Below are 15,760 nucleotides of genomic sequence, written 5' to 3'. Positions count from 1 at the left end.
TTAAGTGATGGTACTCCTTTGGGGACCATGGTACCATGCCATTGTCAGCAGGATATTAACAGAAGGTTAAGATTTTATGGAGGCAAGCTCTAAAAAGGACCCGCACCTCCGTGCGGATCCCGATAGTTCCCTATCCTTTATTTCAGCGGCTGCTTGCGGCTCTGCTCCGCCATTACGTTCTCCTTGTAGTCATACACCTTCTGCTTCACCGGACGGTAGCTCTGGTCTTCTCCAAGCCAGTACACGTTCTCCAGCAGCGCAAGCGTATCCGGATGCCCGATGCCGATCACCCGCTGCTGCGTTACGATCTCCTTACGGCCATCCTTGTCGTCATCGGTAATCTTATAGAAGCTGACCGGATCCACCCACAGATGAAGCTTCTCCAGCATCGGCTCCAGCTCTTTCTTCGGGATGCCCTTGTATTTCTCAAGGCTCTGAGGAATGACCGCCTTAAGACCGGTTTCCTTATCCGTGAACTCTACCTCCAAATTCCCCAAATAACGAACCCCGTACCTTGCCTCCATGCGTTCGAGACCGTCGAAGCGGAACGGATCGGATACGGCGAAGATCGCCCTCCAGAGCACGCTCGGCTCGTAAACGGTCAATCCGATCGCCCCGGCCGTCCCCGTATTATACCGGTACACCAGCAGCTCCGGCTTGCCGTCGCCCGTCAGGTCATTCGTCTCCATATGGGCAACCGGTCCGTACATGCCGTCCTCCGGCTGGGTCAAGAACGCCCGCAGCCCGCCGTCCACCAGAATGCGCCAAGCGAAGGGCGCTCCTTCCTCGCTGACGTCTGCTACCAGCTCCACGATTTCCTTCGTACCGTCGAGATCCAGGTCGACCTCCAGTGTTTCCAGCGGCTGCACCTTCAATGCCTTCGCGGAAGTGCTGGCGGGGGTCTCCGCCCGCACCATCACCGTCTTGGTCTCCTCTTCATAGCTTACCTTGGAGCCCAAGGCTTCTGCCACAAAGCGAAGTGGCACATAGACGGAGCCGTTGTAGTTCAAGACCGGATTCCCATCGGCCGGCTGTTTCTCCACCCCGTTGATTTGCAGCTTCGCCGGAAACAAAAACGCCTGAATCGTATCGCTTGCCGCGGCTACGGTCGTCAGCGACAGCAGCGTTCCGCACAGGAAGCTGATTACTGTTTTTCTCATCGTCCCGATCACCTCTGTTGTCATAATGGACTCTAGCTGCTTAGACGCGAAATCCAAGACAAGGTTGCATCCTTTGGAAAAATTTTATAACCCGTGAAGCGTCTCCGCCAGCAGCCTCCAGTCCTCTAGGAAGAGCCGCAGCAGATTCGGCCTCCGCCTCACCGCAAGCGGATGGTAGGAGACGACGACAGCCCAGCCTTCCACTTGATGCACCCGGCCTCTTAAGTTCTTCACTTCAGCCTCCGGGTTCCCGAAGAACGATTGCACCACCACATTGCCGAGGCAGAACAGGAGCTTAGGTCTTTGCAGCGCCAGCTGGGCGGTCAAATGCCCGGAGCAAGCGGATCGGGCCAGCTCCTTATCGTATGCCCGCTTCGGTCGGCACTTCAGCAAGTACGTAACGTACAGGTCCTCTTCGCTGAGCCCCGTCTCATAGGCCGCCTGCTGCAGCGCTTGCCTGGTGCCGCAGACGAAAGCATTCCCCTCCCGATCCTCCCGGTCGCCGGGATTGTCGAGCAGCACGAGAATCGGTGCCTTCGGATTGCCTTCGCCCCAGATGACGCGGCTTCGCTGGCCGGCCAGCTCACACGCCATGCAGTTTACCGCATGCTCCGGCGCCGGCTCCTCCCGCCACACCCTCGGGGCAAAATCCTCACGATCTCGCAGCATGAGAAAACGAGCGCCCTCCCGGAGAGCACATTCTCCAGCCGATGAAGGCAAGCAGCAGCCCGGATGCCAGGTAGGCCAAATCGTACCATAGCTCATAAGGATCTCCCGGCTTCACGTGATGAAGCTGCAGCAAATGATGGTTGATAAGCCCCTCCACTAGATTAAAGACGCCGCCCCCTACCCATATACTGCCCCAAAATACAGCAGAGCGTCCGGATAATTGATCTTCCCGCGCATGGCGAAACAGTCTGATCGCCCCCCACAGCATCAAAGCGCTAACAACGGCGTGAAACACTCCATCGGAGATCAGCTCCACCCGCGAATCAGGATGATGCACAACATGATGCCACTGCAGCAGCTGGTGAAACATGATCCCGTCAAAGGCTCCTAATAATCCTAATCCCAAGACAAAACCTGCGCTAAACAAGTTTTTCTCGGCTAGCGTCATACGCAAATTCATCGCCCCTGCTTTCCAATGATATCCATGTCGGATTATTACTCATTATCCACCGATTCCGCGCATACTAAACTCATTCCAAGTTACCTTTAAAGGAGTCTGCAGTCCTTATGAACACGAAGCAAATTATCGAAGAGATTCAAGATCATGCGACGGCGCTCCGTTCTTCGGAGGACCTTGACCGGATTGTGGACGCCATCGGCGACGCCCATTATGTGCTGCTCGGCGAGGCATCCCACGGCACATCCGAATTTTATCAGTACCGGGCTGAGCTGACCCGGCGTCTCATCGAGCGCAAAGGGTTCCGCGTCATCGCCGTAGAGGGCGATTGGCCGTCTTGCTTCAGCGTCAACCGCTACGTGAAGGGGCTGTCCGGCGCTACGGCTTCCGCAGAGGAGGCGCTGCGTGACTTCAACCGTTGGCCGACCTGGATGTGGGCCAACCGTGAAATACAAGACCTCACCGAATGGCTCCACACCTACAATAACGGACAGGAGCTTCCGAACCGTGTCGGCTTCTATGGCATTGATGTTTACAGCTTGTGGGAATCGATGGATGATATCCTGAACTATCTGCGGCAAACGGGCTCTCCCCATCTGGATACCGCCCGCGAGGCGTTCGCTTGCTTCGAGCCGTTCGGCCGCGACGGGCAGTCGTACGGCCTGTCCGCCTCCCTGTTCAATGAAGGCTGTGTGGACGAAGTGATTCAGCTGCTTACCAAGCTTCGCACGGACGCCCACCGTTCCGATGATCCGGAGGAAGCAGCCCTTGCGGCAGAGATCAACGGCCTCGTGACGGTTCATGCGGAGGAATATTACCGGAGCATGATTACCGGGGACGCCGAGTCCTGGAACATCCGCGACCGCCACATGGTCGAAGCGCTGAACCGGATCGTCCGGTTCCACGGACCGGGAACGAAAGCGATTGTGTGGGAGCACAACACCCATATCGGAGATGCGAGGGCGACGGACATGGCACGGGACGGCATGGTTAACGTCGGCCAGCTGCTTCGCGAGCAGCAGCCTCCGGGCGATGTATACGCAGTGGGATTCGGGACGTACCGCGGTACGGTTATCGCCGCCACCTCCTGGGGCGCCCCGCTGGAGGTCATGGAGGTTCCGCAAGGGCGCAGGAACAGCTGGGAGGACCTTATGCATCAGGCAGGCGCTCATGATCAGATCCTGATCTTCGGAAAGGAAGGGCAGGATTCGTTCAACCAGGTGATCGGTCACCGGGCGATCGGGGTCGTTTACCATCCGCAATACGAGCGCGGCAACTATGTGCCGACCGTGCTGCCGGAGCGGTATGATGCTTTTATCCATGTGGATGAGACCACAGCCTTAGCTCCGCTCTCAGTTGAACCCGTATACGTATAATAAATCAGCCGGTCGGGGCCATGCAGGGGAAATCACGCCTTGCCGCCCTTGACCGGCTTCTTGCTTTCCATTACGCTGGGGATACTTATGTGAAATTCGTTTCGGAGAGGAGACGATTCTTGTGAGTCATGAGGAAGAACCCCGGCAGCGGCCGCTGATCCCGCTTCCGAAGGAAACCTTCGAGGATACGGATGTGATGCTGGCGGCGGAGCGGCAGCAGCGGCAGTGGGTGGACGAAGCCTACGAGGACTTTGTGAAAAAAGGCGGGCTTGAATCCTTGGCAGGCTACGGCAAGCCTTTGGAGGTGCCTACGGGAGATATCTTAACGACGCTGCTCAAACAAGCCAACGTTCCGCCCCCCTTCATTATGCTGCGCAGGGAGATTCAAGCAAACACAGTTGAAGCACTGAAGCTGCTGGAACGGGAACCGGAAAGCCCTAAGCTGGGGGAGCTGATGGAGGACATCAACCGCCAGATTGCCGAGCTGAATCATCAGGCGCCCAGTCTGTCCCTCCACCGTAAGAAGGTGAACCGCGCCAACCTCCGGGAGCAGTATGAGAAATGGAAATAGAGCAATCCGTAAGAAACCGGATGGCCTACCGAAAGCTATAATAAATCTATAGCAACTATACACCTTCTAAGGAGCTGAGACTTATGGCCAAATTAACACCGTATTTCTTTTCAGAGGATGCCCGTTCGCAATCGGAATTTTATGTGTCGGCGCTCGGAGGGGAGATCAACAGCATCATGACCTTCGGAGAAACTCCGAACTGCCCCGACGCGATGAAGGATAAGGTCATGCACCTGTGCATGACGGTGGCGGGAGTGACCTTCTTCATGTCCGATTCGGTCCAAGGTCCCCTGCAGCAAGGAAATAGCCTGGATTTGAACCTGGAGTATGCCACGGTAGAAGAAGCTCGTGCCGCCTTCGATAGGCTGTCGGCCGGAGGCAAGGTGGTTGCGCCGCTGAAGAAGGAATTTTGGGGCTCCTGGTTCAGCAAGCTGGAGGACAAATACGGGGTCGGCTGGATGATCACGACAGCGGGAGAATAAGCCCGGGACATGACAAAGCCCTGCTTCACGGCACATTGCCGAAGCAGGGCTTATGGTCTTTATTTAGAAGCGCTCGCGGATGACGATCTTATCCAGAGGGAATCGTTCCGTTGCACGGCCAGGCGTCTGCGCCTTACCGATCGGAAGCAGCATCACCGGAATATAACGCTCGGGAATGCCGAATTCCTTCACTACGCCAGCCGGGTCGAAGCCGCCCATCGGTACGGTATCATAACCTTTCGCCTTGGCGGCAAGCATCAGCTGCATAGCGCCGAGAGAAGCGTTGCGGATGGCTTCGTCACGGGCAACTTGCGGATTGCTTGCGTAAGCGCCGTTGATCTGCTGAACCATGCGCTCTTTAATTTCCGCAGGGGCGCCGGCGAATACCTCTTCAGCTACCAGGTTCGCCTGCAGGTCGCCAAGCACGATGACAACAACGGAAGCATCTACTACCTGCTGCTGGCCAAAGCTTAACGGTAGCAGCTTCTCCTTGTTAGCTTGATCCTGAACGACAAGATAACGCCAATGCTGCAAATTCCATGAGGAAGGCGCAAGGCCTGCCAGTTCAAAAAGCTCGTTCAGTTCGGCTTTCGGAATGGTAACACCCTTCTGATATTGGCGCACCGAATGACGCTCGCGAATTACTTGAACTCCAGACAATTGTTCCGTTGTATGTTCCATCGTATGGTTTTCACTCCTAATTAACTATTTATTTTACATTAAATACTATATCATAACTTACTTACTTTTGTTAAGTAAAAAAATCGTTAAGTTTGACACTCTTATAGCATACCTTACGCGTCGGGACGTTACACCTTCATAAATATATCCTGTTCTCCCTCACGTTCCAGGGCTGCGTCATCTATCGGCAGCAGCAGCGTGAAGCGGCTACCTTCCCCCAGCTTGCTGTCAACGGTTAGAGCCCCCCCTAGGAGCACGGCTAGCTGCCTGCTGATGGACAATCCTAAACCTGTTCCTCCATACTGCTTATGGATAGACCCATCCCCTTGCTGAAACGCATGGAAAATAAGCATCTGCTTATCTTCTGCGATGCCGATTCCCGTGTCTATGACACTGATGGCCAGCCATTCCTTCTTACCGTTTTCCAGCTCTTCAGGGGCAGTCTTCATCCGCTTCAGCTCTAGAGTCACTTTCCCCTCATGGGTAAACTTAAACGCATTCGACAGAAGGTTTTTTAAAATTTGGTGCACCCTCATCCCATCGGTTCGAAGCAGCTCCGGAAGACCCGGCTCCATGTGGATCTCAAACGCAACGCCCTTCTGCTGCGCAATCATCAGAAATTGATGATACAAAATTTGCGGAATTTCCTGAACGCTTACAATCTCGTCAAGGATGTCCATTTTGCCCGCCTCGACCTTGGACAGGTCCAAAATATCGTTAATCAGCTGAAGCAGCTCTTTTCCCGAGGAATGCATAATTTGAACGTATTGCCGATCCTCTTCGGACAGGTGACCCGGGACCTCAGCGCGATCAAGCATCAGCTGGGACAATAAAATAATGCTGTTCAGCGGTGTTTTCAGCTCATGGGACATGTTTGCCAGAAACTCCGACTTATATTGGGAAGCCTGCTCCAGCTGCTTCGCCTTTTCCTCAAGCGCCGACTTGGTATGAAGCAGCGCCGCCGTTTGCTGCTCCAGCAGATCGTTCGTTCTGCGAAGCTCCAGCATACGCTGCATTTCCACATAAAAGTCACGCAGAATAAACATAAACAGGCAGCTAAGAGCCAAGCTGAGCGGCAGCGTCTTCGGTACAATCGTCAGCAGGTAGGTCGGCAAATCCAGAACACCGAAGATGCTGATATTCACTACGTTAACCACGTTCATGACGATGATGGCAGCTCCGACCTTTCGCCAGAATGGGTCGGGCTTACGTTGGTACCAGGCATTCAAGGCCGCCGCGAGGAACCCAAGCAGCGTCAGGTTAATAAAACCCGCCATCGCGGCTTCATTCATGCCAAAGGTAAATCGCGCCAAGCCGATGCCGATCCCGATCAGCATCGGGAAAAGAGGATTCGTATACACGAAGATGGCGGTAATCAACGGGACAATCCGCAGATCGAAAAGCACGTTCTCTCCGATCTGCAATCCGAACACCATCGTCAGCCAGCCGGCAAATATAAACAGGACCACCGACGCAACGAATTTCACCTTACGGGGAGCGCGGCTGAGTATGTATTTATAGCCTACGTTCATTATATAAGCCAGTGAGATCAGCAGGCTGATATTCATAAAAAACACTTTGGAAAAAGGCATAAGGATCCCCCGGTGGAATCATAAAGTGTGTATCATTATGTAATATACGGAATGCGGCCTACTTATGCCTAGCGCACAATTTGTTTCACCCTTCCGACCTGTCCGTCCGTCAGTCTCACTTTGATTCCATGAGGATGCGTCGGCGATTTGGTGAGGATATCCTTCACAATTCCTTTGGTCAGCTTGCCGGTCCGCTGATCCTGTTTGAGCACAATCTGGACTTCCCGTCCCGGCGCAATTTCTTTGCGATTGTTTCCTTGTAATTCCGTCATGATCGTTCCATCGCTTTCTTTTGATTTTTTATTCCAGAAGGAAGTGGGACACCCGTATGTTTATTTTAACAGAAAATGAAGAAGTTCGCCTTTTCCTGCCATTTGCCGATAAGGTACTATAGACTATGAGAAGAAACGGAGGGATCCATGTGAATGACAGTCCGATTACGATTGTGATCGCGGACGACCAGACCCTCATGCGGGACGGACTTCAGACGATCCTGAGCCTGGAGGAAGACATGAACGTAGTAGGCACGGCGGAGAACGGGCTGCAGGCATATGAGGCCGTAGGAAGGCTTCGTCCCCGGGTCGTGCTGATGGATATCCAAATGCCGGTCATGAACGGCATCGAAAGTGCGAAGCTGATTAAAAAGGACTATCCCGATACAACCGTACTCATCCTTACTACATTCATAGAGGACGATTATATCATCGACGGGCTGATGAGCGGCGCCTCCGGCTTCCTGCTTAAGGATATGCCGGGGGATAAGCTGACTCACTCGATACGGGACGGTTTACGGGGACAGCTCATGATGCCGGCTGCGGTCGCATCCCGGCTGGCTGCCCGGCTGGCGCAATCCGCGAACGGCGGCATGGCCGATTGGGGTGCTCAGCGCCTGAAAGCAGAGGGCATTGCTTTCACGGAACGGGAGAAGAGCATTATTGCACTGATGCTGGAAGGCAAGACGAACCGGCAAATTGCAGGCACGCTTTACATGAGCGAAGGGACCGTGAAAAATTACGTCAGCACGATTTACAGCAAGATTGGCACCAACGATCGTACCAAGGCGATTCTAATGCTTCAGGAGCTGCTGAAGGATGGGTAAAAAAGCGCTTACAATTCTCTCGCTTTCCGTGTATAATTAGACTATTCAGACAACTTAACGCCAAAGGCGGCTGGAGAGCCGCCGGAGCAGGAGGAATGATGGTATGCTAAAGAAAACAAGCGACTTCTATGCATCCTTGCCCGCCAAATGCTGTGACCGCTGTGGTGATGTGTTGGAGGAGATGGCCGATTGCTACCGCTGCACTTGTACGAAATGCACCGGGGAAACCTTCTATCCTCTCAGTCCGTTGTCAGCCGCTCCTGTATCGCCCGTACCTCCTGTCTCCAAGCTAAACGGCTCTTGAACAAAAAGCACGCTTACTGCTGATCCTGTTCCCAGGCGGCTGTAAGCGTGTTTTGATTTTACGGCTCATACGAAGGCAGGTATTCGGCCCGTTCGGGCGGTAACGGAAGCGCGTTGAACCTTGCCGATCTGTTCGATCGCCCGTCTTGCCGATTGCCGGCTTCCACAGGCATCTGCACAGCGGCGCATAGCCGCAAGCCTATGCGGGTCCCGAAGCAGCTCCAGCAGCTGCTCGTCCAGCCCGCGGTCCGCAGCAGCCCGAACGGCCGCCCCTGTCTGCTCCAGGAAACGAGCATTATCCTCCTCCTGCCCGGGAATCGGCTTCGTCAGCAGCATCGGCAGCTTCATGGCCAGCGCCTCCGCTGTCGTCAAGCCGCCGGGCTTCGTGACGAGCACATCCGACACCGCCATCCACTGGTGGATATCCGCCACGAAGCCGAGCACACGGACGCGATCCCCGATCCGCAGCAGCTGAACCTCTTCCTCCAGCTGCTTACGATACGACTCGTTTCGTCCGCACACCATCACGAGCCTTAGAGCCGCCTCTCGTTTCGCCGCAAGCAGCAGCTGTTCCCGCACCAGGTCGCCCAGCAAGCCGCACCCGCCTCCCATCACCAGGGCAACACGGGCATCGGAGGGGAGGCCGAAGGCTGCCCGCAGCCCTTCCCGGTCCGGTACCGCGCAAAAGCGCTGGCGCAGCGGAATGCCGGTTACCGTTACATGGGAAGGCTCGATCCCCAGCCGGACCAGGGCGGACTTCACTTGAGGAGAGCCCACCAGATAGGCATCTGTATGCGGGTGAATCCACAGGCTGTGATCCGTATGATCCGTTATTACGGTAATGAGCGGAAGCCCGCAAAGTCCCTTGTCCTTCAGAAGAGAAACCGCTGCCGCCGCCAAAGGGAAGGTACATACAATTTCATCGGTCTGCAGCGCTCCAAGCTTCGCTGCCATTTTCTGAAGCCCAAGCCACAGGAAAGACCGAAGCGGCAAAGAAACGGCTTCCGCCCTCCGCGTTTTTTGATACAAATATCCATAAACAGCCGGCGCCTTCTCTACTCCCTTCACGAAGCAGTATTTCACCAGCGTATGTACATAGGGGTACATCCATTCCATCGAGTCGACAATTTGCACGTTTACCTCAGGGCGATACTTTCGAAACCCTTCGGCAAGTGCTTCCGCAGCCTGACGATGTCCGTCGCCCAGGCTGCCCGACAGGATCAGCACATTCCGTTTTCCTCTGCCCCCAGCAAACCCGTTTTCCATCCGATCCGCTCCTCGTCCCTTGGTTCCGTTACACCCATTGTATAGGACAAAACTGAACTTTTTTCAGTCGAAGGCCTTAACATTTTCTTAAATTTGCCGCAAGTCCCTTATTAAAGCACTTACCCGTTATGCCGCCCTTATAAACAGACGGCCTGTCTATAACTGCTACACAGTATACTATGCTTTGTCTCTTGAGTATAGGCATATAAATACAAATGCACGCCCTCTCCCCCGGAGCCGAGCGTGCATTTGTCTGCCGCAGGAGTTACTTTTCCTCGTCCTGCTTTTCGATATGCCCTTTGATAGCCGCTATCGCATCTTCCTCCGGGCTGTGAATCGCATTCGTTCCATCCTCCACAATACGCGACCGGTCATACTTCTCATTGCTATTGGTAACAAAGGCGTCGTTATCGTTACGCTGCTGGGCCATGAGCTTGTCTCCTTCCTTTCGGGGTTCCTGAAGGTACCCGATATATAGACTTACATAAACGGGTACCGATTATTCCTTCAGCCCAAAATGTCGATCAGCTGGTCCAGCACCTTACTTGCATAGGCGACGCGTTCCAGAATAAGCTTGTGCTCCTCCTTCTCCAGGCCGCCGTAGTCGGACAGCTCCCGTTTCAGTAAAACGAAGGCCCTTTGCAAAGCGTACCCCCTCTGTGCGCTGCGGAACCGGCTGATAAACAGCTCCCCTTCTCCCGATACCGCTATCTCCAGCTCGCGCAGCTGCCTTATCGACGCATCGGCTGACATACCAAGCTCTTCGGCAGGAATGTCCTTCGTCAGCTTCTTCACCTCAAGCAGCGCTCGGCCGATTTCCGTGTAGGCCGCCGGAGCGAGCTCATCATACAGCTGCAGGCGGTTGACAAGATCCAGATGATCCATCGAAAAAGCCGCAGTGGACTCTGCTCCCATTTCCTTCAACTGCTCGCTTAAAGAGGATATGCGATTACGGTTCATGATGTATTTCCTCCTCCTGTTGAATATAAAAATGAAAAAAACCGAAATAAAAAGCGAACCGCATTCGCTTTCTATTTCGGTTTATGACTGGCTCATGTCGACCATGTCCAGCACATTGCCACCGGGCGGATGTTTGGGATTCAGAACGAAAACCATCATGCTTTTGTCCAGCTGATAGTTCCAATCGACGAAGGAGTCGATGACACTCTTTTGCAAGAGCGATTCAAACGCACTGTTATTGTGCATGTAGCTCTTTTCAAGCTGCCGCTTTACGGTTCGCAGCATATCGCCGTGCCCCAGCCGAATGAACTCTTTCTCAATTCGTACCAGAATCCCGTTGCGCAGCACGATAAGCGTTCTGGGATTGATCTCGCAGGAGTAGACTTCCTCCGGGGCCTTCTGGGCTTGCTGGCTGATCTTCACAATCTCAACCTCTAGGCCTTCGCGGCCTTCATAATGCTCGCATAGCGCAGACGTATCAGGAAAAGGCTCCGAGGTCATCCCCATGATCATACCCGACCGGTTGTTTAAATTCCAATCGTAGTAAAACTCCCTCGGCTTCACTCCCGTCACAATACTCATATAAGTGCTGATCTCAGGAATGATATTATCCATCAGCCGATCCCGCATCTGATGAATGATCCGATCATGATCCTGATCCAGCAGAACCCGTTCGGAAGGAGAGAGGAAATTTCGCAAATAAATCGTGAAGTACGTTTGTCCTAAGGAAACATACACCGACTCCGGACCTTTGCCGAAGGTCTCCCGCAGCAGCTTGCCGGTATAGCTTGCAATCAATTGCTGAGCCTGCTGGGCCGATGCGCCCGCCGTCCCTTGACTTGTCAACTCCTGCATGGTCGCTCCCCCGCCTAAAGGTTTCCAAGAAAAGGCATCTTATCCTCTTCTCTATAATGAATGCGGGCAAACGAAATATAGCTCATATTATATAAAGGAGCCGCCATTCCTGTAAACCGTTGAGCCCGCCTTAACGGCCAGTAAATTGCAGGCAACCCCTATCCTACTTCAGGACGATGCACATCCGCAACGAGGAATCGATTATCCGGCATAAGCGAAGATTGGGTCCGGCCCGCGCCCGAATTTCTGCCGCAGCAGCTTCCCGGCATAGCCGCTGATATGCTGTAACCGCTCTTTGCCGATCCTACCGATTCGCTTCCCCCCTACCAGCTTTCCCAAGGTTCTCCTCTGCTATGCGAAGCAGCTTTCTTGAAACCGCAGGAGCATCGAACCGTACATATATGGTAAATCCAGTTCGCAACGGAGGAGGCCATGTTATGATCAAGCATCTGCTCAGAAAGTTACTATCCTCTCTGCTTCACTCCAAGCAAGGGCATTATCCGCGCAAGCCGATGTACAAAAAGTACTCGTCTTCCGACGTGCATAAGAGCAACGGCTACCGGCAAGGGCACCGTCATTACAAAAACAAGTACGGCCGCTATTCCAGCTCCTGAATCGATTGCTTCAGGTCCAGAAGAAGCGTCTCGTCACAATCATAGGGAGCATCTCTTTGGAGGAGCTTGCGCAGCAAGGACGTCGTTCCTGCTGAGAGCGCAAGCTCCTTTTCCCAATCGTCTCCCTCCGAAGCGCTCTCCTGTGTATCCGAATCCGCGCTGGGATAAGAGGAGTACAGCAGGTACAGCAAAAAATGACCGAGCGCATAGTAGTCGCTCGAAAGCGTCGGAGTCCGGCGCCGCACCAGCTCCTCGTCCATCCCGCGCTCCGGCACGAAATGCGCACCGATCCGCTTCGCCAGTCCGAAATCGATCAGATGCAGATCGTTTCCCTTCCAAATTACATTGGGAATGCGGATATCCAAATGGACGAACCCTTGGTCGTGTACGTAGGCTACAATCTCCATCAGCTCCCGAAGGACTTGCAGAGACGCCCGTTCCGTATAAGTGATGCCCCGCTCGAAAATCAGATCCTCTACTGTTTCCCCTTCTACGTACTCCATGATGAGATAGGCATGCTTTCCTGCAGCGACCGTCCCGACAAGCTTAGGGATACGCGGATGCCTGAGAAGCGCCATGACCTCCGCTTCCCGCTGAAGCAGCTCCGCTCCGAGCTTTCCCTTGCTCGGCTTCGCCTGCTTTACGACGGCCTGCTCCCCAGTGATTCTATGCTCGCACAGATACGTCAGCCCGTAGCTGCCCACACCCAGAAACCGTACGATCCGGTACTCTCCTCCGGCGAGCCTGCTTCCATCCCGAAGCGGATAATCGATCCAGCTCTCATACGCTTTGCGCAAGTAGTTTCGCATACCTGTCTCACCTCTCTTCCTCCCATCGTAGCACAAAAAAGCACCGACCCTCTACCAAGGTCAGTGCCCGTTCCTGTAGCATTCACTTACGATTCGATGATCTCGTCCAGCTCCGAATCCTGTTCGTTCGCCGCAGCCAGAATCTCCTGATCCGTTTCGTTCTGCCCCTGAATCTCCGCGGCCGCTTGCGCCTGCTGATTCAGCTGCTCTTCGGCCTGCCCGATGCCGTGGGCTCCCTGATGATTTCTGCTCGATGCCATGGATATCGTTCCTCCTGTGCCGGTGAAGTAGATGCATAACCGTTACTACTATGCTCTCACGGCAGAGGTCCTATGCACGAGTTGGCCTAAGGCCAGATCGGCACGAACCCCCCGCGCTCGATCAGCCGCGCCCCATCGCTGCTCTGCAGCCATGCCAGCAATCGGCCGACCGCCCCGTCCTCCGGCTCTCCTTCTCTGGTTACGGCATACAGCGGAGCCGTCAGAGGATACTTCTCCGAGCGGATGTTGTCTTTATTCGGCTCAATTCCATCCAGTGCGAGGAATTTCACTTCCTCCCGCCGATGCATCTCATTGGCAAAATAATAGAACGTATAGCCGATCGCATGCTTCGAATTTTTATAATCCGCTACTGCATCCATCAGTCCGCCCATTCCGGTGACCTTGCGGTCCATCGGAGGATTGGCCATCGTGAGTCCCTTCATGACCTTATTCTCCATGAAGGTTTGGCTGCCGGAATTCGCTTCCCGCTGGAAGGCTGTGATGGCGCTGTCCTCTCCGCCCAGCTGCTTCCAGTTATCCGCATCGCCTGTATAGATATCCTGGATCTGCTTCAAGGAAAGATTGCTCACCGGATTTTCCTTATGCACGAGAAAAATGAAGGCGTCCTTCCCGATCGGGGTAAGCTTCAGCTTCACCCCGTTCTGCTCAGCCAGGGCCAGCTCCTCCTTTGACGGACCGGAGACTAGGATGAGGTCGGCACGCTTTTCGATGAGGTTCACATAAGCCTCATGCGAGGTATAGAAGCGCAGCTCCCGGTCGGCGTGCGCCCGATTCGTGCCGGTCAGCTCGCTCAGCATAAGCTTGCCGAAAGGAATGGCTGCGGTGGCACCGTCTACGGTAGGGTACGTTTTCCAAGTGAACAACGTCCCCTTAGGCAGTAGGCCGGTCAGCACAATGATGAGAACGAGGGCAACCGCCGCACCTGCCCCCAGCCTGTAAGCCTGCCGCTTCCGGGCCGGCCTCCATGGCTTGCGGTGAAGCCGGATCCCTGCCAGTAAAGCCGCAGTAGGGAGCAGCGATACCAGCGCGCCGATATATTTCATCCGTGTTGCATCCGTAACGTAGTACTGAAGCGTATCCACCAAGGGCAGCATCCAGATGTTATACAAAGTAAACAACAGCCATTCCATACTGGCGATTCCCGTCTGGGATCCCCGGAGGCTGAAGAAGGTTACGTTCCAGATGACCAGCCCAAGCGCCGGAACGAGCAAGGACCCTGCCGCAGGAAGCCATGCCGGGTGCTGCGATGCGATCTGAGAGACCCGGGTACCGAGCCATACAAATATCATTCCTATGACCGAGCTATAAAGCAGCAGTAGCAGCAGGACACCCGTATCGGACAGCGAAGGCCAGCGATAAAGAAAGTCCGGCTCGTTAGGAACGATGGCAAACCCGCTAAGGAATGTGAACGCACCGTAGATCAAAAAGTACAAAAGCCCGTAGATGAGAATCCAGCCCGCCCGGATCCCCAGCGCCTTAACCCTGCCCGCCATTTACCGGCTTTCGCCTTCCAGCCGTTTCATGAAATCCTCTACGGCACTGTAGCCCTGCTGACGGAGGTACCAGTTGTTCGCCGCCGCCTCAACAAGTCCTGCTACGTCTCTCCCCGGCTGCAGCTGAATTTGCATGTGCGGGATTTGGACATCCATATATTCGGTGAACTTCGGTTCGAGCTCCAAATCGTTATTCAGCGCGTTCTCTTCCCACTTGGTGAGCTCAATGTCCAGCACGATGCGGGTTTCATCCTGGAACGCCTTGCGTCCGTACAACCGGGACACATTGATGAGCCCGATACTGCGAAGAGCCAGAAATTCCTTGCTTGTACCGTTGTGGGTACCGAGAATGGTTTCCGGGCTGATCTTCTTCAGCACGACCAGATCATCGGCAACGAGGCGATGCCCGCGCCGGATCAGCGTGTGAGCGGTTTCGCTCTTGCCGACGCCGGATTTGCCCCGCAGAAGAATCCCGATACCGGAGACGTTGACGCATACGCCGTGAACGGCAATTTCCGGCGCCATCGCCTTGGCCATGAACGTATCCAGCAGATCCAGAAACTTATAAGTCGCTTCCCCGGTACGAAGCAGCGGAATACGTTCCTCCTCGCAATATTTCATTAAATATTTCAAGCCTTCCTGATTGCGGGTCACCACAAAGCAGGGCGGATGGTATTTCACGATGTTGCCGATGCGCTCGTTGCGCTCTTCTTCACTTAGCTTATGGAGGTAGTTGATTTCTTTTCTGCCCAGCACCTGAACATGCGCATGAGAGAAGAAATCGAAGTAGCCGACAAATTCCAGCCCCGGCCGGTAAGCTCGCGGCTTCTCAATCGTGCGGTGGAGCTCCTCCGCCCCTGTCAGCACCTCTAATGAAAAACGGGTAACCAAATCCTGTACTGTGATCGCTTTCACGAATCCATTCTCCCCCTCACACTTCATTCCTGCTACAGTTATTCTACAGCGGCCGGCGTTTCCCTGCTTACACGCCAAAGCGACATCTGCCGGACCTCCATCCTATGTATATGGAGCCCGGACGTCCTCTAATCCACTGCAGCGTAACAAAAAAAGCAGGGAGTCAGAAGGCCGTCC

Annotated in this window: 21 protein-coding genes; 6 read left to right on the top strand and 15 right to left on the bottom strand. The window is 54.4% G+C overall.

Annotated elements, in window-relative coordinates; all coding sequences use genetic code 11:
* Positions 1–137: 137 nt before the first annotated feature.
* From QMO62_RS19910 to QMO62_RS19900, 3 genes are all read right to left on the bottom strand, one after another.
* Entirely contained in the window at positions 138–1,160 is a 1,023-nt protein-coding gene (locus QMO62_RS19910) for a YybI family spore inner coat protein (protein ID WP_284643612.1), read from the bottom strand.
* Positions 1,161–1,244: 84 nt separating this feature from the next.
* Positions 1,245–1,829, bottom strand: a complete 585-nt coding sequence (locus QMO62_RS19905; RefSeq protein WP_284643610.1) for a uracil-DNA glycosylase — start codon at positions 1,827–1,829, stop codon at positions 1,245–1,247.
* Entirely contained in the window at positions 1,813–2,277 is a 465-nt protein-coding gene (locus QMO62_RS19900; RefSeq protein WP_284644987.1) for a DUF2243 domain-containing protein, read from the bottom strand. Before QMO62_RS19900 ends, QMO62_RS19905 begins: the two co-directional genes overlap by 17 nt.
* Before the next feature lie 119 nt (positions 2,278–2,396).
* On the opposite strand from QMO62_RS19900, the gene QMO62_RS19895 reads away from it, so the two are divergent.
* The 3 genes from QMO62_RS19895 (at position 2,397) to QMO62_RS19885 (ending at position 4,715) form a co-directional block, all read left to right on the top strand.
* Entirely contained in the window at positions 2,397–3,662 is a 1,266-nt protein-coding gene (locus QMO62_RS19895) for an erythromycin esterase family protein (RefSeq protein WP_284643608.1), read from the top strand.
* A gap of 121 nt (positions 3,663–3,783) precedes the next feature.
* Positions 3,784–4,233 carry a DnaJ family domain-containing protein gene (locus QMO62_RS19890; protein WP_284643607.1) on the top strand — a complete coding sequence of 150 codons (450 nt, stop codon included), beginning with the start codon at positions 3,784–3,786 and terminating at the stop codon, positions 4,231–4,233.
* Between the two features lie 83 nt (positions 4,234–4,316).
* Positions 4,317–4,715, top strand: coding sequence for a VOC family protein (locus QMO62_RS19885; protein ID WP_284643605.1), 399 nt, complete (start codon positions 4,317–4,319; stop codon positions 4,713–4,715).
* Between the two features lie 63 nt (positions 4,716–4,778).
* On the opposite strand, the gene QMO62_RS19880 is transcribed toward QMO62_RS19885, so the two are convergent.
* From QMO62_RS19880 to QMO62_RS19870, 3 genes are all read right to left on the bottom strand, one after another.
* Entirely contained in the window at positions 4,779–5,396 is a 618-nt protein-coding gene (locus QMO62_RS19880; RefSeq protein ID WP_284643604.1) for a nitroreductase family protein, read from the bottom strand.
* A gap of 128 nt (positions 5,397–5,524) precedes the next feature.
* Complete coding sequence (locus QMO62_RS19875; RefSeq protein WP_284643602.1) at positions 5,525–6,964, bottom strand: ATP-binding protein; 1,440 nt, start codon at positions 6,962–6,964, stop codon at positions 5,525–5,527.
* Positions 6,965–7,056: 92 nt separating this feature from the next.
* Positions 7,057–7,260, bottom strand: coding sequence for a YwbE family protein (locus tag QMO62_RS19870; RefSeq protein WP_284643600.1), 204 nt, complete (start codon positions 7,258–7,260; stop codon positions 7,057–7,059).
* 125 nt (positions 7,261–7,385) lie between these two features.
* Here QMO62_RS19870 and QMO62_RS19865 point away from each other — a divergent pair, with 125 nt between their 5' ends.
* Both QMO62_RS19865 and yhfH read left to right on the top strand, forming a co-directional pair.
* Positions 7,386–8,087: a response regulator transcription factor gene (locus QMO62_RS19865; RefSeq protein ID WP_284643598.1), complete on the top strand. Its 702-nt coding sequence runs from the start codon at positions 7,386–7,388 to the stop codon at positions 8,085–8,087.
* Positions 8,088–8,190: 103 nt separating this feature from the next.
* Entirely contained in the window at positions 8,191–8,391 is a 201-nt protein-coding gene (gene yhfH / locus QMO62_RS19860; RefSeq protein WP_284643597.1) for a protein YhfH, read from the top strand.
* 65 nt (positions 8,392–8,456) lie between these two features.
* Here the strand turns inward: yhfH and QMO62_RS19855 are convergent, their stop codons facing one another.
* The 5 genes from QMO62_RS19855 to QMO62_RS19835 all read right to left on the bottom strand — a co-directional run bounded on the left by QMO62_RS19855 (position 8,457) and on the right by QMO62_RS19835 (position 11,810).
* The gene (locus QMO62_RS19855; protein ID WP_284643595.1) at positions 8,457–9,656 is read right to left on the bottom strand and encodes an MGDG synthase family glycosyltransferase; all 1,200 of its coding nucleotides are present in this window, start codon (positions 9,654–9,656) and stop codon (positions 8,457–8,459) included.
* A 265-nt stretch (positions 9,657–9,921) separates the two neighbouring features.
* On the bottom strand, positions 9,922–10,086 hold the full coding sequence (locus QMO62_RS19850; RefSeq protein WP_284643594.1) for a hypothetical protein: 165 nt from the start codon (positions 10,084–10,086) through the stop codon (positions 9,922–9,924).
* A gap of 77 nt (positions 10,087–10,163) precedes the next feature.
* Positions 10,164–10,616, bottom strand: a complete 453-nt coding sequence (locus QMO62_RS19845; protein ID WP_284643592.1) for a hypothetical protein — start codon at positions 10,614–10,616, stop codon at positions 10,164–10,166.
* Positions 10,617–10,697: 81 nt separating this feature from the next.
* Positions 10,698–11,471: a Na-translocating system protein MpsC family protein gene (locus QMO62_RS19840; RefSeq protein ID WP_284643590.1), complete on the bottom strand. Its 774-nt coding sequence runs from the start codon at positions 11,469–11,471 to the stop codon at positions 10,698–10,700.
* Positions 11,472–11,672: 201 nt separating this feature from the next.
* The gene (locus tag QMO62_RS19835; protein WP_284643588.1) at positions 11,673–11,810 is read right to left on the bottom strand and encodes a hypothetical protein; all 138 of its coding nucleotides are present in this window, start codon (positions 11,808–11,810) and stop codon (positions 11,673–11,675) included.
* A 98-nt stretch (positions 11,811–11,908) separates the two neighbouring features.
* Here QMO62_RS19835 and QMO62_RS19830 point away from each other — a divergent pair, with 98 nt between their 5' ends.
* The gene (locus QMO62_RS19830; protein WP_284643585.1) at positions 11,909–12,085 is read left to right on the top strand and encodes a hypothetical protein; all 177 of its coding nucleotides are present in this window, start codon (positions 11,909–11,911) and stop codon (positions 12,083–12,085) included.
* Here QMO62_RS19830 and QMO62_RS19825 read toward each other — a convergent pair.
* The 4 genes from QMO62_RS19825 to hprK form a co-directional block, all read right to left on the bottom strand.
* Positions 12,070–12,894: a serine/threonine protein kinase gene (locus tag QMO62_RS19825; RefSeq protein ID WP_284643583.1), complete on the bottom strand. Its 825-nt coding sequence runs from the start codon at positions 12,892–12,894 to the stop codon at positions 12,070–12,072. The two genes, QMO62_RS19830 and QMO62_RS19825, sit on opposite strands and share 16 nt — an antisense overlap.
* Positions 12,895–12,980: 86 nt before the next feature.
* Complete coding sequence (locus tag QMO62_RS19820) at positions 12,981–13,154, bottom strand: hypothetical protein (RefSeq protein WP_284643582.1); 174 nt, start codon at positions 13,152–13,154, stop codon at positions 12,981–12,983.
* A gap of 86 nt (positions 13,155–13,240) precedes the next feature.
* The gene (locus QMO62_RS19815) at positions 13,241–14,668 is read right to left on the bottom strand and encodes a PstS family phosphate ABC transporter substrate-binding protein (RefSeq protein WP_284643580.1); all 1,428 of its coding nucleotides are present in this window, start codon (positions 14,666–14,668) and stop codon (positions 13,241–13,243) included.
* Positions 14,669–15,583 carry an HPr(Ser) kinase/phosphatase gene (gene hprK, locus QMO62_RS19810; protein WP_284643577.1) on the bottom strand — a complete coding sequence of 305 codons (915 nt, stop codon included), beginning with the start codon at positions 15,581–15,583 and terminating at the stop codon, positions 14,669–14,671.
* Positions 15,584–15,760: the final 177 nt, after the last annotated feature.

Origin of the sequence: Paenibacillus silviterrae, from assembly GCF_030167925.1 — a bacterium.
Lineage (GTDB): Bacteria > Bacillota > Bacilli > Paenibacillales > NBRC-103111 > Paenibacillus_G > Paenibacillus_G silviterrae.
Note: the sequence above shows the minus strand (reverse complement) of the source record. Positions and strands in the feature narration are given on the sequence as shown.

Bases quoted from the DNA above. Each gene is read 5' to 3' on its own strand.
- QMO62_RS19850 (WP_284643594.1), bottom strand. From the start codon at position 10,086: ATGGCCCAGCAGCGTAACGATAACGACGCCTTTGTTACCAATAGCAAT.
- QMO62_RS19820 (WP_284643582.1), bottom strand. From the start codon at position 13,154: ATGGCATCGAGCAGAAATCATCAGGGAGCCCACGGCATCGGGCAGGCC.
- yhfH (WP_284643597.1), top strand. From the start codon at position 8,191: ATGCTAAAGAAAACAAGCGACTTCTATGCATCCTTGCCCGCCAAATGC.
- QMO62_RS19870 (WP_284643600.1), bottom strand. From the start codon at position 7,260: ATGACGGAATTACAAGGAAACAATCGCAAAGAAATTGCGCCGGGACGG.
- QMO62_RS19855 (WP_284643595.1), bottom strand. From the start codon at position 9,656: ATGGAAAACGGGTTTGCTGGGGGCAGAGGAAAACGGAATGTGCTGATC.
- QMO62_RS19875 (WP_284643602.1), bottom strand. From the start codon at position 6,964: ATGAATATCAGCCTGCTGATCTCACTGGCTTATATAATGAACGTAGGC.
- QMO62_RS19895 (WP_284643608.1), top strand. From the start codon at position 2,397: ATGAACACGAAGCAAATTATCGAAGAGATTCAAGATCATGCGACGGCG.
- QMO62_RS19865 (WP_284643598.1), top strand. From the start codon at position 7,386: ATGAGAAGAAACGGAGGGATCCATGTGAATGACAGTCCGATTACGATT.
- QMO62_RS19905 (WP_284643610.1), bottom strand. From the start codon at position 1,829: ATGCTGCGAGATCGTGAGGATTTTGCCCCGAGGGTGTGGCGGGAGGAG.
- QMO62_RS19900 (WP_284644987.1), bottom strand. From the start codon at position 2,277: ATGACGCTAGCCGAGAAAAACTTGTTTAGCGCAGGTTTTGTCTTGGGA.
- QMO62_RS19845 (WP_284643592.1), bottom strand. From the start codon at position 10,616: ATGAACCGTAATCGCATATCCTCTTTAAGCGAGCAGTTGAAGGAAATG.
- QMO62_RS19880 (WP_284643604.1), bottom strand. From the start codon at position 5,396: ATGGAACATACAACGGAACAATTGTCTGGAGTTCAAGTAATTCGCGAG.
- QMO62_RS19840 (WP_284643590.1), bottom strand. From the start codon at position 11,471: ATGCAGGAGTTGACAAGTCAAGGGACGGCGGGCGCATCGGCCCAGCAG.
- QMO62_RS19830 (WP_284643585.1), top strand. From the start codon at position 11,909: ATGATCAAGCATCTGCTCAGAAAGTTACTATCCTCTCTGCTTCACTCC.
- QMO62_RS19825 (WP_284643583.1), bottom strand. From the start codon at position 12,894: ATGCGAAACTACTTGCGCAAAGCGTATGAGAGCTGGATCGATTATCCG.
- QMO62_RS19815 (WP_284643580.1), bottom strand. From the start codon at position 14,668: ATGGCGGGCAGGGTTAAGGCGCTGGGGATCCGGGCGGGCTGGATTCTC.
- QMO62_RS19910 (WP_284643612.1), bottom strand. From the start codon at position 1,160: ATGAGAAAAACAGTAATCAGCTTCCTGTGCGGAACGCTGCTGTCGCTG.
- QMO62_RS19885 (WP_284643605.1), top strand. From the start codon at position 4,317: ATGGCCAAATTAACACCGTATTTCTTTTCAGAGGATGCCCGTTCGCAA.